A 25,797-nucleotide genomic window follows, 5' to 3' on the forward strand; every position below is an offset into this window, starting at 1 on the left:
CCGCATCCAGCCTCCAGACAACGCCACCAGCACGCAACGATTGAGGTCTAACTGTGTTCAGAGCGTGATCGCTCGCAATGTCGATGATCTTGCGATCATCGACAAGGTCGAGCGACACATCCTAGCGAAGCGTCAGCGATACTGTCCCGAGCGGGCTGAGCTTGGTGACGATCTCGCCCTTGCCCGGCGAGAGAACCCCGCCGCAGAGGCTGCCCGTGGTGACGATCTGGCCGGCGCGCAAGCCGCCCATCAGCTCGTCCTTGCGGTTTGCCCAGGCGAGGAAAGGCGCCATCGGATCGCCGTTTCCATGCACCGCCGCCTGGTCGTAGATCGTGACGCCGTTGAGCGAGATGAAGCAGCCGAGCCCGGTCAGGTCGTCCAGCACCTTCATGTCGAGTTCCGGGCCGAGATAGTAGCCGCCATGGCCGAGAGCGTCGGCGAGCCAGAGCGCGAAGGGCACGCCCTGCCAGTTGGCGAGGCGGCTCTCGACGATCTCGATGCCGAGATAGGCCTTGTCGCAATGGCCCAGCAGTTCGGCACGCGAATAGGGCTGGCCCGGCCGCATCGGCACGTCTCTGGCGAGCCTGAGCGCAATCTCGATCTCGACGCGGAGCTCGGCACCGATCGCGCCGTCATAAACGTCTCCCGGCGCCAGATAAGGCCCCGGCATCAGGCCGGCGACGGGCAAGCCGCCCTCGGCGATGGCGACCTTCCAGCCGGCTTCGGCATGGCCGAGGCGCTTGGCGATCGCAGCCTGCACGCCCAGCCCTTCGAGGAAGGACGCGGGAACCGGCTGCTCCGTCATCTCGATCAGGGCCTTGTCGCGGCGCGCGGCAACCAGCGCATCGCGCAGGGTCTCGTTCGTGGTCGGCATGCGTCTCGTCCCCGGCTTCGTGTATCGTTTTGTCTTGATCGATCCGGCCCGCACCCTGCACGAGCCGTGTCCTCGATGCCACCCTGCTAAACGGAGCGGCCGCCCCCGGCAAGGCAGCACCGCCTCACACTCCCGCCACGAGCGGACGGCAGACTGACGTTTCGTGGCGGGACTCAATCAGGGAGCACAACTGCATGACAGCGTCCGAAAACGACCAGCGGATCGACTATGTCGAGTTTAACGTCGCCGATCTCGGCCGGGCGCGGGACTTCTATGCAGCCGCCTTCGGCTGGACGATGACCGACTACGGACCAGAGTACTGCGCCTTCGCCGACGGACGGCTGGAAGGCGGCTTCACCACGCAAGGGACGCCCAAACCGGGCGGACCGCTGGTCATCCTCTACGCCGACGACCTCGCCGCGACGCAAGGCCGGATCGAGGCGGCGGGTGGGCGCATCGTGAAGCCGGCGTTCGATTTCCCCGGCGGGCGGCGCTTCCATTTCAGCGATCCCAACGGCTACGAACTCGCGGTCTGGTCGAAGCCTTGAGCGTGGCGCAGGCAGGTTTTTCGGAACCCCGCCTGCCCTCCCGGGTTGCTCGACCATGCTCCCCAGCGACCATGGAAAGGCATCGACCGCGATGAGACTGCTCCTCCCGATCGTCACGGCAGCCGTGCTCAGCGCCTCCTCTGCCTCCGCGCAGACGTCGCTGCTGCCGCAGGACTTCGCGGCCCAAGCCGCGGTCGCGAACATGTTCGGGGTCGAGTCGGCGACGCTCGCCCTGCACAAGACGAGTTCACCCGAGATCAAGAGTTTCGCCCATCGCCTCGCGAATGATCACGGCACGACCGGCAGCAGCCTGAGGCAGATTACGGCGCGGCGTTCCGACATCGCGCTGCCGGAGCGCCCCGATAGCCGCCATCTCGACATGCTGCGCGATCTCTCGTCGATGCAGGGGCCGGAATTCGACAAGGCCTATGTCGCTGCCCAGCGCGCCGCGCAGCAGGAAACTGTGGCGCTGGTCGCGGCTTATGCCGAGAGCGGTTCAGACCCTGAATTGAAGAGGTTCGCTGCCAAGGCCCTGCCGACGCTGCAGTATCTCGACCGCAAGGCTAAGGCGCTGCCGACGCCGGACTGAGCGGCGCCCGATCCGTTGAACACTTGGCGCGACTAGGCAGGAACGTATGTCAGCCTGATCGTGTCCCTGCCGATGACATCGCTGGTCACAAGGCGAAGCCGCGGCCGGGAGCCGGCGAAAAAGGGCTTGCTGCCCCCCAGAACAACCGGGTGGAGGTAGAGTCGATACTCATCGATGAGGCCAAGTTCGGTCAGGCTTCGAGCCAAGTCCGGGCCGGAAACGGCAATCTCCCCAACGAGTTGTGCCTTCAGCCCACGGATCGTCGCCTCGACGTCGCCCTCGACAAGCGTGGCGTTGGGGCCAACCGATTTCAACGAGCGCGACACGACCCATTTCGGTTGCTTCCGCCAAGCCACCGCGAAATCGCGGCGCTCCGGGGTCCACGCAGGGTCGTCTTCGTCCCAATAGCGCATGATCTCGTACATGCGGCGGCCATACACGCTGCCCGCGAGGCCGCGCACATGCTCTGTCCAGTGGTGAAAGAGCAGGGGATCGGGAGCAAACTCCTGATGATCGACATAGCCGTCCAAGGACTGATTCATTCCGAAGACGATCTTTGCCATCGTGCCAAATCTCCAACCCAAGTTCTTCAAAATAGCGCGACTTGCTGTCGCCCGTCATCGAGATCGGGCACGACCCGCGTGGCTTTGTCTGCATGACGTATAATCAGAGGTCCGCTTGACAGCCGCGCACAGCCCGCCTCCGTTGGCCTTCGAACGAGGGAACAGCGCGACATGCTCACCTTGCGACAGATCGAGGTGATCCGCGCCATCATGATCGCCGGGACGATCAGCGGCGCGGCGAAGCTGCTCGCGGTCTCGTCGCCGGGGATCAGCCGGCTGATGAAGCATACCGAGCGGACGCTGCGGTTGAAGCTGTTCGAGCGCCGGCACGGCCGCTATGTGCCGACGCCGGAAGCCAACGACATCTTCGAGCAGATCAACGGGGTCTACAAGAAGGTCGACGACCTGCACTACACGCTGGCGCGGATCGAGCGCGGCGGCGATATCGAGCTCAGGATCGGCTCGGTGCCGAGCATCTGCCACGTCATGGTGCCGCGCGCGATCGAGAAGCTGAAGCGCAAGCATCCCGATCTGCGCCTCGACATCAACATCCTCAAGATCGAGGAAGCGCTCGACTATCTCCTGCTCGGCAAGGGCGAGATCGCGGCGATGAGCTACAAGCTCGACCATCCCGGCATCGATTTCGTGCCGCTCTCCATCGGCGAACTGCTCTGCATCGTCCCGGAAGGGCATGAGCTGGCCGGGCGCGAGGTGATCTCGGCGGCCGAGATCGTGCGCCACGAGCTGATCGGCATCGATCCGAACGATCCCTATGGCCGGATCATGGCCGAGATCTTCAGCCGGCAGGGGCTCGGCTACGACATCGTCATCAAGGCCCGCTTCGGCACCACGGTCTGCTCGCTGGTGCGCGCCGGGCTCGGCATCGCCGTGATCGACCAGTTCACCGTCGCACATGGCTCGATGCAAGGCATCGTGGCTATCCCGATCGCCGAGCCGACGCAGTTCCAGACCTATGTCGCGATCAAGAACGACAAGGCCCCGTCCCTCTATGCGGAAACCTTCGTGGCCCTGCTGCGGCAGGAGATGGATGCGGTCGTCAGGCCGCGCGCGACCATGGCCGCAAGGACCGCTGGAAAGATAACATCAGGTTAGGTAACCGACACCAATTGGTTATCGCGTTATCAGGCCCGATCGGCCTATTCTCCACGCGGCAACGCCTGCCGAGAAGACGGGCGAGCCCAACAGGGACGAGACGATGCCGGGCATTCCCATCGCCAACCGGACGAAGCGCGTGCTGCTCGGGCTGATTGGCTCGCCGATCGCGCATTCGGCCGCGCCTGCCATGCATGAGACGGCAGCGCGGGCGGCAGGTTTCGCGCTGCATTACCACCTGATCGAGGTGGCGGGTGCGGGCCGCGACGATCTCGTCGCCATGCTCGACGGCGTGCGCCGCATGGGCTTTTCCGGCGTCAATGTGACCTATCCCTACAAGGAGGCAGTCGTTCCGCTGCTCGACGCGCTCTCGCAGGAGGCGGCCGCCATGGGCGCCGTCAACACGGTCGTGGCGCGGGACGGGGTGCTGACCGGCCACAACACCGATGCGACGGGTTTCGCCACGGCCTATCGCGCGCTTAACCGCGATGACGGCGACGCGCCGGTCGCGATCATCGGCACGGGGGGCGTCGGCAAGGCGATCGGCTTTGCGCTCGTCGGCTGCGGCGTCGGCCATCTCAAGCTGTTCGACAGCGACCCCGCCAAGGCGCAGGCGCTCGCCACCCAGATCGGCGCGCGGGCACGCGTCGAGATCTGCACCAGCGTCGAGGCGGCGGCGGCCGGCACGGCAGGCCTCGTCAACGGCACGCCGATCGGCATGCTGCCCAACCGCGACAGCCCGATTCCGGCCGGCCTCATCCACAAGTCTCAATGGGTCGCCGACGCGGTCTATCATCCGCTCTGGACACCGCTGCTCAAAGCCGCGCAGACAGCGGGCGCCATGGTGATGACGGGCCGCGAGCTCAGCATCAACCAGGCCGTCGACGCGTTCACGCTGTTCACCGGCGTGCAGCCCCCGGCCGGGGCTATCGCCGAGGCCTTCGACCGAGCCCTGGCCGCACAGGAGGCGAGCCACAAAGCAGCCTGAGATCATCCGAACGACGAACGACCCGCGACAGCCGGGCGACCAAGAAACCAACAAGAACACCAAGCCAAACCCTGGAGGAGACAGCCTTATGAAGACCCAATGGATCATCGCCACCGCGCTGGCGACCGCGCTTGCCCTGCCGGCCTCGGCGCAGGACAAGGTCAAGCTCGTCGATGTCGTCGAGCTGTCGGGCGCCGGCGCCACCGCCGGCACCAACTGGAAGAACGGCATCGACCTCGCCGTCGCCGACATCAATGCCAAGGGCGGCATCCTCGGCAAGCAGATCGAGATCGTCCACTACGACACCCAGACCAATCCGGGGAACACCCGCGCTGCCGTGCAGCGCGCCATCGACGAAGGCACCTATGCCGTGCTCGGCCCGGTCTTCTCAGGCCCGATCGGCGCCTCGATGCAGATCGCCCAGCGGGCCGAGATCGCCCAGCTCGTCGGCGGCGAGGCGGCCGGACTGACCAAGCAGGGCAACCAGTTCCTGTTCCGCACCTCGCTCAGCCAGACGGCAGCGATGCCCAAGATCGCCAACTACCTGAAGAACACGGTCAAGGCCGGCTCGGTCGCGGTCGTCTGGGTCAACAACGACTTCGGCAAGGGCGGTCGCGACGCGATCATTCCCGAGCTTGAAAAGGCCGGCATCAAGGTCGCTGCCGATGTCGCGACCGAACAGGGCCAGGCCGATTTCGCGGCTGACGCGATCAAGATCAAGAACTCCAATGCCGATGCGGTCTTCGTCTATCTGAACGAGGAGGAGAGCGCTCGCTTCCTGCGCGCCGCCAAGCAGCAGGGCATCACCAAGCCGATGGTCGGCGAAACGACGCTGCTCGGCGCCAAGGTGATCGAACTCGCCGGTGAGGCCGCCAATGGCGTCCGCGGCCATGTCGGGCTGTCGATCGACGCGCCGATCCCGGCCTTCCAGGAGTTCGGCAAGAAGTTCCAGGCGAAGTACAACTACGCCTCCGACCATAACGGCCTGAAGGGCTACATGGCCGTCTACATGGTCAAATGGGCGACCGAAAAGCAGAAGAAGTTCGACAAGAAGGGTGTCGCCGACACGCTGCGCGGCGCAACGATCAAGCCCTCGGACGAGCCCGGCATCCTGATGGAGACCACCATCGAGGAGAATGGCGACCTCGACCGCGAGAGCTTCCTCGCCGAGGTCATCAACGGCAAGCAGGTGATCAACGCAACGCTGCCGAAGATCAGGCCGTAAGGGGCCGGGAAACCGCGACCTAAACCCCTCCCCCTCGTGGGGAGGGGCTCAGGTCGAGCCGCCCTCGCCTTTCTTCAACCGCTCATCAGAAGAGCGAGACCGCCATGGCCGAATTCATTGCCTATCTCATCGCCGGCATCGCCACGGGGGCGATCTATGCGCTCGCCGCGATCGGCTTCACGCTGGTCTGGCAGACCTCGCAGACGATCAACTTCGCGCAGGGCGAGTTCGTGATGTTGCCGGCCGTGCTCGTGCTGCTCGCGATCAAGCTGTTCGGCGCGCCGGTCTGGCTGGGCGCATTGATCGGAATTGCCGCCTTCATTGCGATCTTCGGCATCGGCTTCAAGCTCGCCGTGGTCGATCCGATGATCCGGCATGGCGTGCTGCCGCTCGCCATCGCCACCATGGCCTTGTCGATCATCATGAAGGAAGGCGCCAAGGACGGCTTCTCGGCCGAGGCGCAGAACTTCCCCTCCTTCGTGCCGACGCAGACGATCGAGGTCTTCGGCGCGGCAATCTCTCTGCAGCATCTCGCGATCATCGCCTGCGCCTTCGCCGTCATTGGCCTGCTGCAATGGTTCGTCGGCGGCACGCGGCTCGGCCGGCAGATGCAGGCAACGGCGCAGAACCCGACGGTGGCGCGCATCCTCGGCATCCCGGTCGAGCGCATGGTGCTTTTAACCTTCGTCATCAATGCCGCGCTCGCGGTCGTCGCTTCGGTGCTGATCTCGCCGATCTATCTGGCGAAATTCTCCAATGGCGAGGTCATCGGCCTCTTCGCCTTCATCGCGGCGATCGTCGGCGGCTTCAACCAGGTGCGCGGCGCGCTCGTCGGCGGGCTCGTCGTCGGCATCGTCGATTCGATGGCCGCCGCCTACATCTCCAGCTCCTACCGGCTCGCCGTGCCGCTCGTGCTGCTCGTCGTCATCATCCTGCTCAAGCCCGAAGGGCTGATGGGCCGCAGAGAGGAGCGCCGTGTATGAGCGCGCCCGCAACCCAGCCCGCGACCAACGGGCGCCTGACGGCCTCCCCTCGCCTCGCCCGGCTGCCCGGCATTGCCGGCACGATCGACGGCACCTTTCTCACCCTCGTGATCGGCGCCGCAATCCTGTGGTTCGCGCCGGTCGGGATGGGCCGCTACGGCACCTATGTGCTGTCGCTCTGGCTGGTGATGAGCATCGCCGTGATGGGGCTCAACCTGACGCTGGGCTATGCCGGGCTGAAGTCGTTGGCGCAGGCCGCCTTCATGGGGTTAGGGGCCTATACGACGGCGCTGCTGACGACCAAGGCCGGCGTGTCCTGGTATGCCGCCTTTGCCCTGTCGGGGCTCTTGACCTTCGCGGTCGGCATCCTGCTCGGTTTCCCGGCGCTCAGGGTCAAGGCGCATTACCTCGCCTTCGTCACGCTCGCCTTCTCGACGCTGATCTGGCTGATCCTGCGCAACGAGCAATGGCTCACCGGCGGCGTCTTCGGCATCTCCAACATCAACCGGCCGGATTTCTTCGGGATCAAGCTGTTCGGCGCGCTCGAATTCCACCGCTTCGTCGTAGCGGTGACCTTCATCCTGGCGGTGGCGCTGTGGTGGCTGATCCGCTCACCCTGGGGCCGCGCCTTCACCGCGCTCCGCGAGAACCCTATCCGGGCCGCGAGCCTCGGCATCGACACCCGCGCCTATACCCTGCTCGCCTTCGCCATCGGCTCCGCCTATGCGGGTTTTGCAGGGGCGCTCTATGCGCCGCTGGTCGAGTTCATCGACCCCTCGCCCTTCTCGCTGTCGCAAAGCTTCTTCCTGCTGCTGATGGTGGTGGCGGGCGGGTCCGGCTACCTGCTCGGGCCCTTCGTCGGCGCGCTGCTCGGCGTGGTGCTGCCGGAATGGCTGCGCTTCGCCGGATCGCTTTATCTGATCATCTTCGCGTCCATCGTGATGCTGCTGCTGATCGCCTGCCCGCAAGGGGTGAGCGGCCTGCTGGAGCGCGCCTGGGCGAAGCTCACCGGCAAGCGGGGAGACAGCCGATGAACCAGGTCTCTCCAAGTAATAAAGTTCTGGAAGTCAGCAACCTGCACAAGGCTTTTGGGGGCATCAAGGCGGTCAACGGCGTCTCCTTCTCGGTGAATGAGGGCGAGATTCTCGGCATCATCGGGCCGAATGGCTGCGGCAAGTCGACCCTGTTCAACTGCATTCTCGGCCAGTTGGAGCCAACCGAAGGCAGCGTGAAGCTCGACGGGCGGGAGGTCACCAATATGCGCCCGTCCGATCTCAACCGGCTCGGCGTCAGCCGCACCTTCCAGCTCCTGCAGGTCTTCCCGGAATTGTCTGTGCGGGAGAACCTGATCCTCGCGGGCCAGGAGCATGAGGGCTCGATGCTGTCGCGGCTGTTCGGCGCGCGCGATGCGGGGCTGACGGAAAAGGCCGAGCAGATGATCGGCTTCTTCAAGCTCGGCCATCTGGCGGATGCCAAGGCGGGCGGGCTCTCCTACGGCCAGCAGAAGCTGCTCGATGCCGCCATGGCGTTCATGGCCGGCCCACGCCTCGTGCTGCTCGACGAGCCGGCCGGCGGCGTCAACCTGACCATGCTGGGCGACCTCAAGGAGCGCCTGCGCGCCATCAATGCCGAGCAGGGCGCGACCTTCGTGGTGATCGAGCACAACATGGATTTCGTCATGAGCCTGTGCTCGCGCGTCATCGTGCTGGCCGAGGGCAAGGTGCTGGCGGAAGGCACGCCTGCCGAGGTCAGGGCCAACCCGGCCGTGATCGAAGCGTATCTGGGGCATTGAGGCTCATGAGGAGCACGACGACGGCAACTCCCCTCCCCCTCGTGGGGAGGGGTTGGGGGTGGGGGGCGACCCGCCTGGTGAGCGGTCTTCGGATCGAACGCGCCGGCGGAGGAGTTTTGCTGTCCAGCGATTTACCCAGTCGCTCGCCCCCCACCCCTATCCCCTCCCCACCAGGGGGAGGGGAAGAGCTTTGCCGATCTCGCGCAGTGCAGTCCGAAAGGAGGCTCACGCCATGACCACACCCATCCTCGAACTCGATGGCGTGGTCGGCGGATACGGCGCCATGACCATCCTCAACGGCACCATGTTCAAGGTGCCACGCGCCGCCATCACCACCGTGATCGGCCCCAACGGCGCCGGCAAATCGACCGTGTTCAAGGCGATCTTCGGGCTGCTCAGGGTGCGCGAGGGCCAGATCCGGCTGGAGGGCACCGAGATCACCAACTGGAGCCAACGCAAGCTGCTGGAGGCCGGGATTTGCTACGTCCCGCAGGGGCGCAACATCTTCCCGGAACTGTCTGTGCGCCACAATATCGAGCTGGGCGCGGTCGCGGCGGGTTCGCATATCACGGACATGCCCAAACGCATCGAGGCGGCGCTCGACCGCTTCCCGGCGCTGCGGGCCAAGGCCGACGTGCAGGCCTCGACACTCTCGGGCGGGCAGCAGAAGCAGCTCGAGATCGTGCGTGGCCTGCTGCTCGATCCCAAGCTCGTGCTGATCGACGAGCCCTCGATCGGCCTGTCGCCGATGCTGGTGCAGGAAACCTTCGGCATCCTGATGGATCTGCGCGCCAAGGGCGTCACCATCCTGATGATCGAGCAGAATGCGCGCTCGGCGCTCGAGATCTCGGATGAAGGCCTCGTGCTCGAACTCGGCCAGACGCGGATGCAGGGCCCGGCGGCCGAGATCCTCGCTGACCCGCGCGTCGCGCAGTTGTTTCTCGGCGGCGCACTGACGGAGGCGGCGTGATGGGCCGCCTCCTCATGACGAGCCGCCACCCTACTCCCTCCCCCCGCATGCGGCGGGGAGGGTCAGGGTGGGGGGCCGGAAAGCCGGAGCTCCGTCCTGAAGCGGCTTGCCGAGCGGCACTGCCCCCCACCGCAGCCCTCCCCACCGCAAGCGGGGGGAGGGAGTGGCGTCGCGGTTCCAGCGCGAGAAGGTCGGCATGAGCCCCCGCCTCAACATCGCCCTCGTCGGCGCGGGGCTGATCGGTCGGGCGCATCTCGAACGCCTCGACGCTTCGCAGGATTGTGACTGCGCCGCGATCTGCGACCCCACGGATGGCGCCAGGGCGCTCGCCACAGAACGCGGCACACCATGGTTCGCCTCGATCGGCGAAATGCTGGCCGCGATGAAGCCCGATGGCGCGATCATCGCCACGCCCAACGCCATGCATGTGCCGGGCGCCATCGACTGTCTGAAAGCCGGCGTTCCCGTGCTGATCGAGAAGCCGCTGGCGGAGAGCGTGGCTGCGGCGCGGCAATTGGTCGAGGTTCAGGCGCGCACGGGTGTGCCCGTGCTCGGCGGCCATCACCGACGCCACAACCCGATCGTCAAGGCGGCGCGCAAGCTCGTGCAGGGAGGCAGGCTCGGGCGCCTGGTCGCGGTCAACGCGCTGTTCCTGATCCGCAAACCGGACGACTATTTCGACGTCGCCTGGCGGCGCGAGCCCGGCGGCGGGCCGGTGCTGATCAACCTGATCCACGACATCGACAATCTGCGCTTCATCTGCGGCGAGATCGACAGCGTGCAGGCGATGACCTCGAACGCCGCGCGTGGCCTTGCAGTCGAGGACACCGCCGCGCTGATCTTCCGCTTCGCCAATGGGGCACTCGGCACGGCAACCGTCTCGGACGCGACGCCCTCGCCCTGGAGCTGGGAGCTCTCCTCAGGCGAGAACAAGGCGTATCCGCAGCGCGAGGGGCATTGCTACTTGATCGCGGGGAGCGAAGGCTCGCTGTCGCTGCCCGGGCTCGAACGCTGGCACTATGAGGGCAGGCAAGGCTGGTGGGAACCGCTGCTGCGGGAGAGCCTCGCGGTCGAGCCGCTTGAGCCGCTGGCCGAGCAGATCCGGCATTTCTGCGCTGTGATCCGCGGCACAGAAGCGCCGATCACCGACGCCGCAGACGCCGCGCGCACACTTGCTGTCGTCGAGGCCGTCAGCGAGGCTGCGCGGCGTGGCGGCCTCGTCACCATCGCAGGACAGGCAAGGGCACAAGCTGCATGAACCCGACCTCGATCGCCACCGTCTCCCTCAGCGGAGACCTGCCCGAGAAGCTCCAGGCGATTGCCGCCGCCGGTTTCGATGCCGTCGAGGTTTTCGAGAATGATTTCCTGACCTTCGACGGCGGCCCGCGCGATGTCGGCCGCATGATCGCCGATCTTGGCATGACGATCTCGGCCTTCCAGCCCTTCCGCGATTTCGAGGGCATGCCGGAACCGCTGCGGGCGCGGACCTTCGCCCGGGCCGAGCGCAAATTCGCGATCATGAACGAACTCGGCGCCGAGCTGATGCTGATCTGCTCGAATGTCTCGCCGCAGGGGCTGGGCGGGATCGACCGCGCCGCGGCCGACCTTCACGAACTGGGCGATCTCGCTGCGCGCTACGGCGTGCGCGTCGGCTACGAGGCGCTCGCCTGGGGCCGCCACGTCAACGATTACCGTGACGCCTGGGAAATCGTGCGCCGGGCCGACCATCCGCGCATCGGGCTGATCCTCGACTCCTTCCACACGCTGGCGCGCCAGTCGCCGCTGGGGCCGATCGCCTCGATTCCCGGCGACCGGATCTTCCTCGTCCAGCTCGCCGACGCGCCGAAGCTCGACATGGACGTGCTGAGCTGGAGCCGGCATTTCCGCTGTTTTCCCGGTCAGGGTGATCTTGCCGTCGCCGATTTCGTCCGGGCCATCGCGCAGACCGGCTATTCCGGGCCGCTCTCGCACGAGATCTTCAACGACCAGTTCCGCGCCGGCTCGGCCCGGCGGCTGGCCACGGATGGCATGCGCTCGCTGATCGCGCTGGCCGACCAGACCGCTCCGCATCTGCCGCCGCGCACCGGGCTCGTCGACGTCGAGTTCATCGAATTCGCGCTCGACGAGGATACGGCGGCTGAACTCGCCAGGCTCCTCTCCGCACTGGGCTTCCGCCAGACCGGCACGCATCGCAGCAAATCCGTGACGCGCTGGAGCCAGGGTGGCATCAACCTCGTGCTCAACACCGAGAAGGACGGCTTCGCGCAGTCCCACGCGATCATGCATGGCCCCGGCGTCTGCGCGATCTGCCTGCGGGTCGAGGATGTCGAACAGACCGTGGCGCGCGCCCGGGAGCTGCGGATCGCGGCCTTCGAACAGCCCGTCGGGCCCGGCGAGATGCAGATTCCCGCGATCCGGGGCGTCGGCGGCTCGCTGATCTATTTCACGCAGCCGAAGGGTGACCTCGGCGATATCTGGGACACGGATTTCATTGCGGCGAAGGACGACGCCGCCAAGCGGCCAGCGTTGCTCGGCCATGTCGACCACATCTCGCAATCGATGGACTATGACGAGATGCTGTCCTGGCTGTTGTTCTACACCTCGCTTTTCCAGCTCGACCGGATTCCGCAGCTCGCCATCGCCGATCCGGCGGGGCTCGTCGAAAGCCGGCCCATTGTCTCCCCGAACGGGGCGGTGCGCTTCATCCTGAACGGCTCGCAGGCGACGCGCACCCTGTCGTCGCGCTTCGTCTCCGAGCATTTCGGCTCGGGCGTGCAGCACATCGCCTTCGACGCCCCCGACATCTTCGCGGCCGTCACGGCGATGCGCGCGGCGGGGCTCTCCTTCCTCGACATCCCCGAGAACTATTACGAGGACCTGGAGGCGCGGCACGGGCTCGAACCCGCTTTCATCGACGCCTTGCGCGAACACCACATCCTCTACGACCGCGACGGCGAGGCCGAGTTCCTGCAGGTCTACAGCCATGTCTTTGCACAGCGCTTCTTTTTCGAGATCGTCGAGCGACGCGGCGGCTATTCCGGATTCGGGGCGGTGAATGCGCCGGTTCGGCTCGCGGCGCAGGCCCGGGAAGCACGTCCGGTGACGATGCCGCGACCGCTGCGGGAGCCTTAGATCGTCGCGTTGCCGGTGAAGATTGTGTGTCTTAATTGACGGTCGGCCGCGTGATCGTGCATCAAGATACACATGATCTGGGTCATCGAGACCGCCGTTTTCGCCGATTGGCTACAAGGCCTGCGCGATGTGTCGGCACGTGCCCGGATCGTTGCGAGGGTCCGGCGCGCGCAAGGCGGCAACCTCGGCGATGTGAAGCACTTCGATGGCATCGGCGAGATGCGGATCGATCATGGCCTGGGATATCGGCTGCATTTTATCCAGCGCGGCGCCGAACTGATGATCCTGCTGTGCGGCGGCGACAAGCGCCGGCAGGCGGCGGACATCGCCAGGGCAAGGCAGATGGCAAAGGAGCTTTAGGATGCCTATCGAAACGCGGGAATTCGACGTCCGGAACTATCTGAAGACGCCCGAGGATCAAGCGGCCTATATCGAGGCTGCGCTGGAGGACGGCGATGCCTCCTTCATTGCGGCCGCGATCGGTGACATCGCGCGGGCACGGGGCGTGACGGCGTTCGCCGGAGAAACGGGGCTGAGCCGGGAAGCGATCTACAAGACGTTCAGGCCTGGGGGGAACCCGACGCTCGAGACGCTCACCAAAGCAACCAAGGCCCTGGGGTTGAGATTGGCGGTCGTGCCCTGCTGAGGTCCTGGAGCGCAGCCCTCGCAGCGCAAGCTCTCGACGAGGCGCGCCGAACCCTGACGACATCGGGATCGTCGCGAGGCGATGATCTTCACCGTGTCATATCTTCACCGTGTCATGGCGATGCTGCGGTGCTAGCCTGTGTGTGGCGCGGCAGATCAGGAGCAGGCCATGGCACGCGAATGCCGTTTCAACCGCCGTGACACGCTGAAAGCCGCAGCCGCCCTTGCCGCCAGCGCCGCCCTGCCATCGGCGCTCGCAGCCCAGACGCCTGCCCGCATGAAGCTGCGCGTGCTGGAAACCACCGACCTCCACGTCAACGTCGTCCCTTACGACTATTTCCGCGATGCGGCCGACGACACGGTCGGCCTGGCCAAGACCGCGAGCCTGATCAAGGCGGCCCAGGCCGAGGCCAGGAACAGCCTGCTGTTCGACAATGGCGACTTCCTGCAGGGCTCTTCGCTGGGCGACTACATCGCCTACAAGAAGGGGCTCAAGCCCGGCGAGACCCATCCAATGATCGCCGCGATGAACGCGCTGCCCTATCTCTGCGGCACGCTCGGCAACCATGAGTTCAATTACGGGCTCGATTTCCTCGACAACGGGCTGGCCAAGGCCGAATTCCCGCTGGTCTGCGCCAATGTCGAGCGGATCGGCGGTTATCCGCTGGTCGACCCCTGGCGGCTGTTCGAGCAGAGCTTCGAGGACGAGGCCGGGCAGCAGCATGTCCTCAAGATCGGTGTGATCGGCTTCGTTCCGCCGCAGATCATGCAGTGGGACAAGGTCAATCTCGACGGCAGGGTCGTCGCCAGCGACATCGTCAACGCCGCGCACAAGCATCTGCCCGAACTGCTGAAGGCCGGTCCCGACCTCGTCATCGCGCTCTGCCATTCCGGCATCGCCGGCGGCGAGCGGAAGGGCATGGAGGAGAACGCGGCGCTGCATCTCGCCGCGCTCGACGGCATCGACGTGATCCTGACCGGCCACCAGCATCTCGTCTTCCCCGGCGGAAAGGCCTTCGACAGCATTGCCGGCGTCGACAACGTCAAGGGCACGCTGCACGGCAAGCCGGCCTGCCAGCCCGGCTTCTGGGGCTCGCATCTCGGCATCGTCGATCTCGATCTGGAGAAGCGCGGCGAGCGCTGGCAGATCGCCGGATTCAAGGTCGAGCCGAAGCCGATCTACGAGCGGACGCCGGACCGCAAAATCGTCGCGAAGGCGGCCGCCGAACCTGCCGTGCTCGCCAGCGTCAAGGCCGACCACGAGGCGACGCTGGTCTATATGCGCGAACCGGTCGGCACGACCGCCTCACCGATCAACAGCTTCTTCGCGCTGGTCGCCGACGACCCTTCGGTGCAGATCGTGGCCGAGGCGCAGATCGCCTATGCGAAGGGGCTGATGGCGCAGTCGCCCTGGAAGGACCTGCCGTTGCTCTCGGCCGCTGCGCCGTTCAAATCGGGCGGCCGGGCGGGACCGGCCTTCTTCACCGATATCCCGGCCGGGCCGATCACGATCCGGAACGTCGCCGACATCTATCTCTACCCGAACACGGTGCAGGTCGTGAAGGTCACCGGCGCGCAAGTCGCCGAATGGCTCGAACGCTCGGCTGGCATCTTCAACCGCATCGACCCGACGAAGATCGCCGAGCAGCCGCTGATCGATCCGGGCTTCCCGGCCTTCAATTTCGACGTGATCGACGGCGTGACCTACAAAATCGACGTCACGCAGCCGTCGCGCTACGACGGCAACGGCAAGCTCGTCGCGCCCGAGGCGCATCGCATCGTCGATCTCGCCTTCGCGGGCAAGCCGATCGACAAGGCGGCCGAGTTCATCGTCGTCACCAACAACTACCGAGCCTCGGGCGGCGGCAACTTCCCGGGGACGAAGACGACCGTGGTGCTGGAGGCGCCCGACCTGAACCGCGACGTCGTCGTGCGCTATATCCTCGACAAGAAGACGATCGAGCCGAAGGCCGACGACAACTGGGCCCTGGCGCCGTTGCCGCCGGGTGTCGAGGTCACCTTCGTCACCTCACCCGCCGCGGCTGGCAAGTTGCCCGAAGGGCTGAAAGCGCAGCCTGCGGGCGATGCGGGCGACGGCTTCGCGAAATACCGGCTGCAAGGCTGACGAAGCCGGGCGCGAGCTCTTGCCACCGGAATGCATGGACAAAATTTAACTTTGCGTCGCTTTCGCTCTGATATAGATTAGAATTATTCTAATCAATGATCGGCCTGCTCCATGATATCCACGCCCCAGCCCCTCGCCGCCGCCTCCGTCTACGATCCGGTGGCGCGGCTGCTGCACTGGTCGATGGCGCTTCTCATCGCCCTGGCCTTCGCCATCGGACTGATCGTCGATCTCCTGCCGAAAACCTGGGAACACGGCATCGTCGAAACCCACAAGGTGATCGGACTGGGGCTGCTGGCACTGCTGGGCACGCGCATGGCCTGGCGGCTCGGCCATCGCCCGCCGGCGCCGACCGATCGCTCGCCGCTGGTCGCGCGCGCCTCGGGCCTCGGCCATGCCAGCCTCTACGCGCTGATGCTGGCTGTGCCCGTGATCGGCCTCGTCTATGCCGTCCTGCGCGGTCAGGGACTGGATCTCGGCCTGTTCAGCATTCCGCCGATCACCGCTGCCGCCGCGCGCACGGTGTCACGTCCGGTCAAGGAGATCCACGAATGGGCGGCCTATGCGCTGATCGGCCTCGCCGCACTGCATGCACTGGTGGCGCTCTGGCACCATGTGGTGCTCAAGGATGGCGTCTTGCGCCGGATGCTGCCACGGCCGTGAAAGGCGCGTCCCGGGCCTGCCACCGTCAGGCGGCCCGGGCCGTCTTGAGCACGACCTGACGGAAGGCGCCGACGAGGGCCGCATCGAGCTTGCCGCGCATCAGCAGCAGAAGGTCGAAGGCCTGGTCGGGCAGCATCGGCGGTTTGTAGCTGCGCCGCTCGATCAGGGCTGCATAGATGTCGCAGATCGTGATCATGCGCACGATGTCGGAAATCTCGTCGCCGCCCAGCTTGTCGGGATAGCCAGACCCGTCGAGATATTCGTGATGCGAGCGGACGGCGGCGAGCACCTCGGGCCGGAAGCCGCCCTGGGCCAGCAGCATCGCATGGCCGAGCGCGGGATGGCTGCGCATCACGGCCTGCTCGGCCTCGTCGAGCGCGCCGGGCTTGTGCAGGATGTCGAGCGGAATCCTGGCCTTGCCGATGTCGTGGAGCACGGCCGCCCGGGTCACCAGCCGGCGGTCATCCGCCGAGAAGCGGAGCTGATGCGCGAAGCTCGCCGCAAGGCCAGCGACGAGCATGCAGTGCTGATAGGTCAGATCGTCATAGCTCCACACCACCTGGAGCCAGTCGCCAATGTCGCTGGCGCCGGCCATCTGGTCGATGGCGTCGACGGAAGCATCAACCGCGCCGAGCGGGATCGGCTTCCCGGCGGAGGCGGATTCCAGCATGTCGGCGAGCGACACCGCCGCCGTCGCGAGATGGGCGCGGGTGAAGGCCGCCGTGCCGCGAGCCGGATCACCGCCGTCCTCCTCCCGCAGCAATTGGCTAACCGTCTGCAGAAGCAGGGAACAGGCCGCGTCAGCGGGCAGGACCTCGGTCGCGCCGATGGCTCGGGCCTGGATGGTCGAGCGCGCGGTCATGTCCCGCAGAAGGCAGATATAGGGCGCTCCCCGGCTGCGGTGCCGGGCCAGCGCGACCCGCATCGCCTCGACCGACCGCCTCTGTCCGAGGTCGGCGTCGCTGACGACGATCGTCGGCTGGGTGACGGGACCATCGGTCGCTTGCTCAAGTCCGACGACCGTGCACGGCCCCCAGAGAGCGAGGCGTCGCGCCAGGTCCCGGCTTTCGTCCGGGCGGTCGGTGATCAGAAGCATTCCCGCAGGTTTCCCCGGCCCGGCGTCATCGTATCGCAGGACATGGGACATGGAATTTATGAATTTACTGCTTATTCGGATGCGGCTTCCGGTCGATGCGCTAAGGCGCGATCTCGAAGACCACATTCACGGTGGTGCTGTAGCTGTTCTCGCCGCGCTCGACGGGAACAAAGCTGTCCGCGGCCGCCGCCCGCATCATCTTCGGCATCGGACCCGGCCGGGCCGCCTGTTCCTCGATCGAGAGAATGCGGCCCAGCTTGACGCCCGCAGCATCAGCCAGCGTCCGCGCCCGTCCAACGGCGTCGTCGACGGCGCGCTTGCGCGCCTCCGTCAGGCTCGGCCGTGGATCGTCGTTGACGAAGCTGATGTCACCGCCCTGGTTGACGCCGAGGCCGACGACCTTGTCGAGGATGGCGCCGACCACCGAAAGATCGCGGATACGGACCGTCAAGGCATTGCTCGCCGCATAGCCGCTGATCTTCGGCGTCTGAGGCCTGGCCTGCGGGCCGGGCTGGGTATAGCGCGGCTGGATGTTCAGGCCAGCGGTCTGCAGGTCGCGCTCGGCGATGCCGGCCACCTTCAAGGCGCTGAGCACCTGCTTCATCGCCTCGCTGCTGGCGCCGAGCGCGTCGCGCGCGGTGTCTGCCTCGCGCAGCACCGACAGCGTGAGGATCGCCATATCGGGGGCGATACTGACTTCACCCTCCCCGCTGACGCTGATCCGGGGCGAAGGCTGCGTCGGGCCCTGCTGCGCCATGGCGGGGGCCGACAGCGCCGCAACGGCGCCAAGAAGCGCCGATCCAAGAAACACGGTGGCTACGCGGTTCGACATCGAATGATCCTGCTGCTCTCGTCCCGTTCCGGGCACGCCGAGAGAAGCAGGGCCATCATGTCGAAATTATTGCCGGAGAGTGGCCCTCACCCCTCGACGAGCCGCCTTGCGATGACCTGGGCCTGGATTTCGGCAGCGCCCTCGAAGATGTTGAGGATGCGGGCGTCGCAGAGCACGCGGCTGACCGGATATTCCAGCGCGAAGCCGTTGCCGCCGTGGATCTGGAGGGCGTTGTCGGCCGCCGCCCAGGCGACGCGGGCGCCGAGCAGCTTGGCCATGCCGGCCTCGAGGTCGCAGCGGCGCTCGGCATCCTTCTCGCGGGCGGCGAAATAGGTGAGCTGGCGGGCGATCAGGATTTCCACCGCCATCATCGCGAGCTTGTCGGCGACGCGCGGGAAGGCGATCAGCTTCTTGCCGAACTGGACCCGTTCGCGGGCGTAGCGCAGGCCGAGATCGAAGGCCGACTGGGCAACGCCGACAGCGCGGGCCGCCGTCTGGATGCGCGCGGCCTCGAAGGTCTGCATGAGCTGCTTGAAGCCCTGCCCCTCGACGCCGCCGAGCAGGTTTTCCGCCTTGACCTCGAAGCCGTCGAAGGCGAGTTCGTATTCCTTCATGCCGCGATAGCCGAGCACCTCGATCTCGCCGCCGGTGAGGCCTGCGACCGGGAAGGGATCGGCATCGGTTCCGCGCGGCTTCTCGGCGATCAGCATCGAGAGGCCGCGATAGCCGGCGGCGGTGGGGTCGGTGCGGACCAGCAGCGTCATGATGTCGGCGCGGACGGGATGGGTGATCCAGGTCTTGTTGCCGGAGACCCTCCAGACAGCGGCATCCCCTTCGCCGTCTAGGACCGCGCGCGTGCGCAGGCTGGCGAGGTCGGAGCCGGTGTTGGGCTCGGTGAAGACGGCCGTCGGCAGGACCTCGCCCGAAGCGAGCTTCGGCAGCCATGCCTGCTTCTGCTCCGGCGTGCCGCCGCAGAGGATCAGTTCGGCCGCGATCTCGGAGCGGGTGCCGAGCGAGCCGACGCCGATATAGCCGCGCGAGAGTTCTTCCGAGACGACGCACATCGAGACCTTGGAGAGGCCCATGCCGCCGAATTCCTCGGGAATGGTCAGCCCGAAAACGCCGAGCTCGGCCATCTTCTCGACCACCTCGATCGGGATGTAGTCGTTCTTCAGATGCCACTCATGGGCATGGGGGGTGACCTCGGCGGCGCAGAAGCGGCGCATCTCCGAGCGGATCGCCTCAAGCGTCTCGTCGAGGCCCGGATCGCCGACAGCTGCGGCGCCGTCATCCTGGCTAAACAGGGCGACGAGGCGGGCGCGGTTCTCCGGCGTGTTGCCCTCGGCGATCAACGCCTCGGCCGCGGCCGAACGTGCGGCTGCGATGGCCCTCGCCGGGAGGCCGAGCGCTGCCAGCCGGACGATCTCGCCCTGGCTCATCGGGATGCCGCCGAAGATCTGGGCGGCATATTCGCCAGCGCCGATCCGGATGGCGTAATCCTCAACCGCGCCGTAGCGGTCCTCCGCCCCGAGGCGCTCGCCATAGGCCTTGAGCTCGCGCAGCGCCATGACATAGGTCGCGAGCCAGGACAGGCCATGGGCAGCGTGCTGCTCGGCCTCCAGCAGTGCCGAGGAGATCTTGCCGTCGGCCGTAACCTTGCCGCGCACGGCGGCAATCGCCTCCTGCAGCAGGGCCTCGAAACCCGGCAGCGCCGCCCCGATCAAGGCGACGGCCCCGGCGGGCATCTGCGACGGGGCGGCTGCGGCGTTCGCGCTCATGGTTTTCTCTCCCTTGTTGCGACGCAGCATATGCTGAACGGCGAAGGGACGAAAAGCCGTCTTTCGGGTGAAGCCGGGGTCGCGGCGCTATTTCCGGCTCGCCAGCACGACACCGATGATCGTCAGCGCCATGCCGGCAATCTGGATCGGCAACATCGTCTCGCCGAACAGGAACCAGGCTTCGAGCGCGACCAGCGCAGGGACGAGATAGAGGAAGGTCGCGATGCGCGAGACCTCGCCGCGCCGCAGGATGATGAGGTAAAGCCCGATCCCGCCGAGCGAGAGCGCCAGAACCGACCAGGCCAGGACGAGCGCCATGGTCAGGTTCCACTCGATCCGCATCGGCTCGAGCATGAACGCGAGCGGGAGCGTGAACAGGAAAGCGGCGGCATACTGGATCGTCGTGACGGTGCGCAGGTCGCCCGAGACGATGCGGGCCTTCTGGAAAAAGGAGCCGAAGGTCACCGCGACCATGCCAACGACATTCACCGCCACCGGCAGCAGGATGCCCCACAGCGCCACCGGATCGACGCCGACGAGCTTCGGTTCGAGCACCAGCGCGATGCCGAGGAAGCCGCACAGAATGCCGGCCCAGCGGATCGGCGAAATGCGCTCGCCGACGAGGGCGGGGGCGAGTATGGCGGTCAGGATCGGCTGCAGGCCCGCGATCAGGCCGGAGATGCCGGCCGGCAGGCCATGGCGCACCGCCCACCAGACGCCGCAGAGATAGAGCGCATGGAGCAGGACACCGGCAATGATGCAGTCGAGCCAGGCGCGCGGCGTCGCAGGCCAGCGTGCTCCGACAGCCAGCGAAAGCGCGGCGAGCAAGATCCCGGCGCTGGCGAAGCGGACGGACAGGAAGGTCAGCGGATCGGCGTATTGCGCCGAATAGCCCGCGACGATCCAGCCCGACGACCACAGGAAGGTGAAGATCAGCGGGATGGCGCGCAGGAACAGGGGTGATGACAGCATGGGACCGGCTTCGCGAGCGCGATGCTCTACATGGCTTCCAAGGTCCGTGACAGCGCGTCGACGCCCTCCCGCCATGTGCGGGGTGGCGGGTGAAAGCCCGGGCCGCCTCAGTCGCGGTCGGGCGCTCCCGGCGGGAAGAAGTGGCGATAGGGCCGCCCCTCATCGACGGCGCGCGCGAAGGACGGGCGCGTCAGCAGTCGCGCGCGGTAGGCGCGGGTGTTGGGAAAGGCGACATCGATCTCATGGACCCAGTCGGCATAGAACAGCGACGGCGCGGCAGCGCAGTCAGCCATACCGAAATCGTCTCCGCACGCCCATTCGCGCCCGGCCAGCCTTGCGTCGAGCCATTGATAGGCAGCGTCCAGCATGGCGCGCGCGTCGGCGACGCCATGCGGGTCGCGGTCCTGCGGCTCGCGGATGTGGTCGAAGACGATCTTCTGCATCGGCGTCATGACGTAGTTGTCGAAGAAGCGGTCCATCATCCGCACGGCCAGCGCCGCCTTCGCGCCGGCCGGGAGCAACGGGCTTGGACCGGGATGCGAGAGGGCGAGATGCTCGATGATGATGCTCGACTCGATGACGGTCTCAGGCCCGTCGACCAGCACCGGAAAGCGCTTCAGCGGCCAGAGCGCGGCGAGTTCCTCGCCGGCTTGCGGGTCATCGAGGCCGAGCAGCCGATAGGTGAAGGGCGTGTCGTTCTCGTAGAGAGCGACCAGCACCTTCTGGCAATAGGACGAGAAAGGGTGCGCATAGAGCTGAAGGGACATCGACACCTCGATCGATCGTTACTTTACCGAACGATTAAGTGTTATCGTGCTCCGGCGCAAGCCTGCGGGCCGGCGCCCTATCCCGCCAGGGCCTCCGCGACGTCCTCATAGGTCCGCAGGCCCGTCCGGGGCGAATAGACCAGCACGGCCATGTTGCCGGGCGCATGCTCGTTCTTCCACATCTTGTGATGCGCGAGCGGTATCTTCTCCCATGGGAAGACCTCGGACATGCAAGGGTCGACGCGGCGGTCGATGACGAACTGGTTGGCGGCGCTGGCCTGCTTGAGATGGGCGAAATGCGAGCCCTGGACGCGCTTCTGGCGCATCCAGACATAACGGGCGTCGAAGGTGATGTTAAAGCCCGAGGTGCCGGCGCAGAACACGATCATGCCGCCGCGCTTGGCGACGAGGCAGGAGACCGGAAACGTCGCCTCGCCGGGATGCTCGAAGACGATGTCGACATCTTTCTTGCCGGTGATGTCCCAGATCGCCTTGCCGAACTTGCGGGCCTCCTTGGTCCAGTCGTTGTATTCCGGGCTGTTGACCTTGGGCATCTGGCCCCAGCAATTGAAATCCTTGCGGTTGATCACGCCCTTGGCGCCGAGCCCCAGCACATAATCGCGCTTGGTCTCGTCGGAGATCACGCCGATGGCGTTGGCGCCCGATGCGGCGCAAAGCTGCACACCGAAGACGCCGAGGCCGCCCGAGGCGCCCCAGACCAGCACATTGTCGCCGGGCTTGATGGTGTGCGGGGCGTGGCCGAAGAGCATGCGATAGGCCGTCGCCAGGGTCAGCGTGTAGCAGGCGGCCTCCTCCCAGGCGAGGTGCTTGGGCTTGAGCATGAGCTGGCGCGACTGGACGCGGCAGAACTGCGCAAAGGAGCCGTCCGGCGTCTCGTAGCCCCAGATGCGCTGGGAGGACGAGAACATCGGGTCGCCGCCATTGCACTCCTCGTCGTCGCCGTCGTCCTGGTTGCAGTGGACGATGACCTCGTCGCCAACCTTCCAGCGCTTCACTTTCGAGCCGACCGCCCAGACGATGCCGGAGCAGTCCGAGCCCGCGATGTGGAGCGAGCCCTTGTGGACATCGAAGGGGGAGATCGGCTGGCCCAGGCCCGCCCAGATGCCGTTGTAGTTGACGCCGCCGGCCATCACGAGGAGCAGCACCTCCTCCTCGCCGATCGTCCAGGTCGGGACCACCTCGATCTGGAAGCTGTCCTGCGGCGGCCCGTGACGCTCGCGGCGGATCGTCCAGGCATACATATTCGCCGGCACATGGCCGAGCGGCGGCAACTCGCCGAATTCGTAGAGATTCTTATGCGATGTCGCGGTGGGCTGCGGCTTGGACATGGTCGTCTCTCCCCTGCTTTTGTCCGGCGGCTTGCGAGCCGCCGGAGCGGCCCCAGCGGACTTGGCCACGATCATGCACCTTATGCTGCGGCGCGCCATCCACCCATCGGACTATGATGCAGCGCAAAATGACCGATGGCGAGAGGCGCCGGCCATGCCTCGCGTGCGATCCTGCGGAGTCCTGCGCGATCCTTGCCGAGGCCTGTCCGATGCTGCAGCATCCCCTTAACGGCCGGATGCTATATCATCCGGGCGTTTTTCCGAGGATGTTCCATGCGCGCCCTGATCCTGATGCTCGGCCTGCCGGACATGTCGACACCGCAGCTCGTGATTTTCCTGGCCATCGTCGCGGTCGGCGTGCTGCTGTTCGGCTGGATCTCCGACGTGCTGCTGCGCGACGGCGCCTTCGGCATCATCATCAACGGCCTGCTGGTGCTCACCGGCGCGATCCTCGGGACGCTGCTCTGGCGCAAGCTCGGCTACACGATCGGACATAATTCGGCGCTGACCGTCTCCTTCGTCGCCCTGGCTTCGGGGCTGGTGACGCTGATCGTGCTGAGCACGATCCGCCGCTGGCTTTGAACGGGCCGCCGCGCTCCCAAGCGCCACTCAGGCCGGGCGCTGCGCCGCCAGCATGTAGTTGACGTCCGTGTCGCGTGCGGCCGACCAGCGATCCGTGAAGGGGTTGTAGACAACGCCGGTGCTGTCGCCGAGCTCGAGGCCGCCGCGCTCGATCGCGTCGCCGAGTTCGTCGGGTGTCACGAATTTCTGCCAGTCATGGGTACCGCGCGGCAGCCAGCGCAGCACATATTCGGCGCCGACGATGGCGAGCGCATAGGATTTCAGCGTGCGGTTGAGCGTCGCCATGACGAGGAGCCCGCCGGGCTTCACGGCCGCGCAGCAGGCTGCGACAAAGGCCTCGACATCGGCGACGTGCTCGACCACCTCCATCGCGAGCACGATGTCGTAGCGGGCGCCACCAGCCACCAGCGCCTCGATGGTCTGCTCGCGGTAATCGATGGAGAGCCCGCCAGCCTCGGCATGGGCGCTCGCGACCGCGATGTTGGTCGGCGCCGGGTCGAGCCCCGTGACCTGCGCGCCCAGCCGCGCCAGCGGTTCGCAGAGCACGCCGCCCCCGCAGCCGATATCGACCAGGGTCAGCCCCTCCAGCGCCTTCAGCGTCTTCGGGTCGCGCCCGAAGCGCTCGCAGGCGAGGTCACGGATGAAAGTCAGCCGGACCGGATTGAATTTGTGCAGCACGGCCATCGGCCCCCTGGGGTCCCACCAGGTCTTCGCGATCGCTTCGAAGCGCGCGACCTCCGCGGAATCGATGGTCGAACCGTTCCGGATCGAGTCTTCGCGCTGGGCCGTCGCAGCCATGGTCTTGCCTCCGTTTGCCTGCCTCCGCCCCTCGTCGCATTGACAGGCCGGCCGCTGCCCGTCATCTACACCCGCCCCGCGCCAGGCGCGAGGGTGACCTTTCGTCCCGTTTCGAAGCGGGACCCGCGATAGTCGAGAGCCTCTGGACCGCCATGGCCCGTCTGGTGATGAAATTCGGCGGCACGTCCGTCGCCACTGTCGAGCGCATCAAGAACGCGGCCCGGCATGTCAAACGCGAATTCGACGCCGGCCATGAGGTCGCGGTCGTGGTCTCGGCGATGTCGGGCAAGACCAACGAGCTGGTTTCCTGGTGCAAGGAAGCCGCCCCGCTCTACGACCGCGCCGAATACGACGTCGTCGTCGCCTCGGGCGAGCAGGTGACCTCCGGCCTGATGGCGCTGGTGCTGCACGAACTGGGCCTGCCGGCGCGCTCCTGGCAGGGCTGGCAGATTCCGATCTACGGCTCCGACGCGCATGGCTCGTCGCGCATCGAGAGCGTCGACGGCGCCGGCATCCTGGCCGGCTTCGACCGCAACCGCGAGATCGCCGTGTGCTCGGGCTTCCAGGGCGTGCATGCGCAGTCGGGCAGGATCGTCACGCTCGGGCGCGGCGGCTCCGACACCTCGGCAGTCGCCATCGCCGCCGGCCTCAAGGCCGATCGCTGCGACATCTATACCGATGTCGACGGCGTCTATACGACCGACCCGCGCGTGGTGCCGAAGGCGAAGCGGATGGACAGGGTCTCCTTCGAGGAGATGCTGGAGATGGCCTCGCTCGGCTCGAAAGTGCTCCAGGTTCGCTCGGTCGAGATCGCCATGGTCCACCGCGTGCCGACCTATGTGCGCTCCTCCTTCGATGATCCCAACAATCCCAATCCAGGCACCCTCATCTGCGACGAGGACGACATCGTGGAACAGCAGATCGTCACCGGCATCGCGTTCTCGCGCGACGAAGCCCAGATCACCCTCCGGCGCGTGGCCGACAAGCCGGGCGTGGCAGCCGCGATCTTCGGCCCGCTCGCCGATGCCAACATCAATGTCGACATGATCATCCAGGTCGTGTCCGACGACCAGGCGACGACCGACATCACCTTCACCGTGCCGACCGCCGATTACGAGCGCGCCCGGACGTTGCTGGAGAGCCTGCACGACGCGATCCACTATCAGGCGCTGCAGGGCGCGACCGATGTGGTCAAGATCTCGGCGATCGGCGTCGGGATGCGCAGCCATGCCGGCGTCGCCGCGCGCGCCTTCCGGGCGCTGTCGGAGAAGGGCATCAACATCCGCGCGATCACGACCTCCGAGATCAAGTTCTCGGTGCTGATCGACGCCGCCTATACCGAACTGGCGGTCAGGACGCTGCATTCGCTCTATGGGCTCGATGCGGCGTAAAAGCCGCTCGATTTCGCCTCAA

At 66.4% G+C, this 25,797-nt stretch carries 26 protein-coding genes; 17 read left to right on the top strand and 9 right to left on the bottom strand.

The features are described from left to right. Positions 1-121 precede the first annotated feature (121 nt). Entirely contained in the window at positions 122-874 is a 753-nt protein-coding gene (locus C8D03_RS00005) for a hydratase (RefSeq protein WP_108044421.1), read from the bottom strand. A gap of 194 nt (positions 875-1,068) precedes the next feature. Between C8D03_RS00005 and C8D03_RS00010 the strand changes: the two genes are divergently transcribed. Together C8D03_RS00010 and C8D03_RS00015 are read left to right on the top strand one after the other, a co-directional pair. Further along, positions 1,069-1,422 carry a VOC family protein gene (locus C8D03_RS00010; RefSeq protein ID WP_108044422.1) on the top strand — a complete coding sequence of 118 codons (354 nt, stop codon included), beginning with the start codon at positions 1,069-1,071 and terminating at the stop codon, positions 1,420-1,422. Positions 1,423-1,513: 91 nt separating this feature from the next. After that, positions 1,514-2,011 carry a DUF4142 domain-containing protein gene (locus C8D03_RS00015; RefSeq protein ID WP_181300551.1) on the top strand — a complete coding sequence of 166 codons (498 nt, stop codon included), beginning with the start codon at positions 1,514-1,516 and terminating at the stop codon, positions 2,009-2,011. 32 nt (positions 2,012-2,043) lie between these two features. Here the strand turns inward: C8D03_RS00015 and C8D03_RS00020 are convergent, their stop codons facing one another. Continuing rightward, positions 2,044-2,574 carry a dihydrofolate reductase family protein gene (locus C8D03_RS00020; protein WP_108044424.1) on the bottom strand — a complete coding sequence of 177 codons (531 nt, stop codon included), beginning with the start codon at positions 2,572-2,574 and terminating at the stop codon, positions 2,044-2,046. Positions 2,575-2,745: 171 nt separating this feature from the next. On the opposite strand from C8D03_RS00020, the gene C8D03_RS00025 reads away from it, so the two are divergent. The 13 genes from C8D03_RS00025 to C8D03_RS00085 all read left to right on the top strand — a co-directional run bounded on the left by C8D03_RS00025 (position 2,746) and on the right by C8D03_RS00085 (position 16,210). Beyond that, positions 2,746-3,687, top strand: coding sequence for a LysR family transcriptional regulator (locus tag C8D03_RS00025; protein ID WP_108044425.1), 942 nt, complete (start codon positions 2,746-2,748; stop codon positions 3,685-3,687). Positions 3,688-3,790: 103 nt separating this feature from the next. Next, positions 3,791-4,675, top strand: coding sequence for a shikimate dehydrogenase (locus C8D03_RS00030; protein WP_108044426.1), 885 nt, complete (start codon positions 3,791-3,793; stop codon positions 4,673-4,675). An 88-nt stretch (positions 4,676-4,763) separates the two neighbouring features. After that, a complete protein-coding gene (locus tag C8D03_RS00035; RefSeq protein ID WP_108044427.1) occupies positions 4,764-5,900 on the top strand; it encodes an ABC transporter substrate-binding protein in 1,137 nt (378 codons plus the stop codon). 104 nt (positions 5,901-6,004) lie between these two features. Next, positions 6,005-6,883 carry a branched-chain amino acid ABC transporter permease gene (locus C8D03_RS00040; protein ID WP_108044428.1) on the top strand — a complete coding sequence of 293 codons (879 nt, stop codon included), beginning with the start codon at positions 6,005-6,007 and terminating at the stop codon, positions 6,881-6,883. Further along, positions 6,880-7,917, top strand: coding sequence for a branched-chain amino acid ABC transporter permease (locus C8D03_RS00045; RefSeq protein WP_248308292.1), 1,038 nt, complete (start codon positions 6,880-6,882; stop codon positions 7,915-7,917). Before C8D03_RS00040 ends, C8D03_RS00045 begins: the two co-directional genes overlap by 4 nt. Further along, positions 7,914-8,675, top strand: coding sequence for an ABC transporter ATP-binding protein (locus C8D03_RS00050; protein WP_108044429.1), 762 nt, complete (start codon positions 7,914-7,916; stop codon positions 8,673-8,675). The genes C8D03_RS00045 and C8D03_RS00050 overlap by 4 nt, the downstream gene beginning before the upstream one ends. A gap of 232 nt (positions 8,676-8,907) precedes the next feature. Next, on the top strand, positions 8,908-9,645 hold the full coding sequence (locus C8D03_RS00055) for an ABC transporter ATP-binding protein (protein ID WP_108044430.1): 738 nt from the start codon (positions 8,908-8,910) through the stop codon (positions 9,643-9,645). Positions 9,646-9,841: 196 nt separating this feature from the next. Then, positions 9,842-10,903 carry a Gfo/Idh/MocA family protein gene (locus tag C8D03_RS00060; protein ID WP_108050997.1) on the top strand — a complete coding sequence of 354 codons (1,062 nt, stop codon included), beginning with the start codon at positions 9,842-9,844 and terminating at the stop codon, positions 10,901-10,903. Continuing rightward, positions 10,900-12,777, top strand: coding sequence for a bifunctional sugar phosphate isomerase/epimerase/4-hydroxyphenylpyruvate dioxygenase family protein (locus C8D03_RS00065; RefSeq protein WP_108044431.1), 1,878 nt, complete (start codon positions 10,900-10,902; stop codon positions 12,775-12,777). Before C8D03_RS00060 ends, C8D03_RS00065 begins: the two co-directional genes overlap by 4 nt. Before the next feature lie 72 nt (positions 12,778-12,849). After that, positions 12,850-13,137 (top strand): type II toxin-antitoxin system RelE/ParE family toxin, encoded by a 288-nt coding sequence (locus tag C8D03_RS00070; RefSeq protein WP_108044432.1) that lies wholly within the window; start codon positions 12,850-12,852, stop codon positions 13,135-13,137. A 1-nt stretch (position 13,138) separates the two neighbouring features. Further along, positions 13,139-13,423 carry an addiction module antidote protein gene (locus C8D03_RS00075; RefSeq protein ID WP_108044433.1) on the top strand — a complete coding sequence of 95 codons (285 nt, stop codon included), beginning with the start codon at positions 13,139-13,141 and terminating at the stop codon, positions 13,421-13,423. Between the two features lie 168 nt (positions 13,424-13,591). After that, on the top strand, positions 13,592-15,547 hold the full coding sequence (locus tag C8D03_RS00080) for a bifunctional 2',3'-cyclic-nucleotide 2'-phosphodiesterase/3'-nucleotidase (RefSeq protein WP_108044434.1): 1,956 nt from the start codon (positions 13,592-13,594) through the stop codon (positions 15,545-15,547). Between the two features lie 111 nt (positions 15,548-15,658). Next, positions 15,659-16,210, top strand: coding sequence for a cytochrome b (locus C8D03_RS00085; RefSeq protein ID WP_108044435.1), 552 nt, complete (start codon positions 15,659-15,661; stop codon positions 16,208-16,210). A gap of 25 nt (positions 16,211-16,235) precedes the next feature. On the opposite strand, the gene C8D03_RS00090 is transcribed toward C8D03_RS00085, so the two are convergent. The 6 genes from C8D03_RS00090 to ccrA all read right to left on the bottom strand — a co-directional run bounded on the left by C8D03_RS00090 (position 16,236) and on the right by ccrA (position 23,004). After that, complete coding sequence (locus tag C8D03_RS00090; RefSeq protein WP_181300553.1) at positions 16,236-17,306, bottom strand: HD-GYP domain-containing protein; 1,071 nt, start codon at positions 17,304-17,306, stop codon at positions 16,236-16,238. Positions 17,307-17,406: 100 nt separating this feature from the next. Beyond that, on the bottom strand, positions 17,407-18,138 hold the full coding sequence (locus C8D03_RS00095; RefSeq protein ID WP_108044437.1) for an SIMPL domain-containing protein: 732 nt from the start codon (positions 18,136-18,138) through the stop codon (positions 17,407-17,409). Between the two features lie 86 nt (positions 18,139-18,224). Next, positions 18,225-19,916 (bottom strand): acyl-CoA dehydrogenase family protein, encoded by a 1,692-nt coding sequence (locus tag C8D03_RS00100; RefSeq protein WP_108050999.1) that lies wholly within the window; start codon positions 19,914-19,916, stop codon positions 18,225-18,227. A gap of 87 nt (positions 19,917-20,003) precedes the next feature. Next, positions 20,004-20,888, bottom strand: a complete 885-nt coding sequence (locus tag C8D03_RS00105; protein WP_181300555.1) for a DMT family transporter — start codon at positions 20,886-20,888, stop codon at positions 20,004-20,006. A gap of 107 nt (positions 20,889-20,995) precedes the next feature. Next, positions 20,996-21,655, bottom strand: a complete 660-nt coding sequence (locus C8D03_RS00110) for a glutathione S-transferase family protein (protein ID WP_108044439.1) — start codon at positions 21,653-21,655, stop codon at positions 20,996-20,998. 77 nt (positions 21,656-21,732) lie between these two features. Beyond that, a complete protein-coding gene (ccrA, locus tag C8D03_RS00115; RefSeq protein ID WP_108051001.1) occupies positions 21,733-23,004 on the bottom strand; it encodes a crotonyl-CoA carboxylase/reductase in 1,272 nt (423 codons plus the stop codon). 273 nt (positions 23,005-23,277) lie between these two features. Here ccrA and C8D03_RS00120 point away from each other — a divergent pair, with 273 nt between their 5' ends. Beyond that, positions 23,278-23,586 (top strand): hypothetical protein, encoded by a 309-nt coding sequence (locus C8D03_RS00120; RefSeq protein ID WP_108044440.1) that lies wholly within the window; start codon positions 23,278-23,280, stop codon positions 23,584-23,586. 27 nt (positions 23,587-23,613) lie between these two features. Here the strand turns inward: C8D03_RS00120 and ubiG are convergent, their stop codons facing one another. Beyond that, entirely contained in the window at positions 23,614-24,384 is a 771-nt protein-coding gene (gene ubiG / locus C8D03_RS00125; protein WP_108044441.1) for a bifunctional 2-polyprenyl-6-hydroxyphenol methylase/3-demethylubiquinol 3-O-methyltransferase UbiG, read from the bottom strand. Between the two features lie 152 nt (positions 24,385-24,536). Between ubiG and C8D03_RS00130 the strand changes: the two genes are divergently transcribed. Further along, positions 24,537-25,775: an aspartate kinase gene (locus C8D03_RS00130; RefSeq protein ID WP_108044442.1), complete on the top strand. Its 1,239-nt coding sequence runs from the start codon at positions 24,537-24,539 to the stop codon at positions 25,773-25,775. Positions 25,776-25,797: the final 22 nt, after the last annotated feature.

It is taken from the genome of Bosea sp. 124 (assembly GCF_003046175.1).
In the GTDB taxonomy this organism is placed as follows: domain Bacteria; phylum Pseudomonadota; class Alphaproteobacteria; order Rhizobiales; family Beijerinckiaceae; genus Allobosea.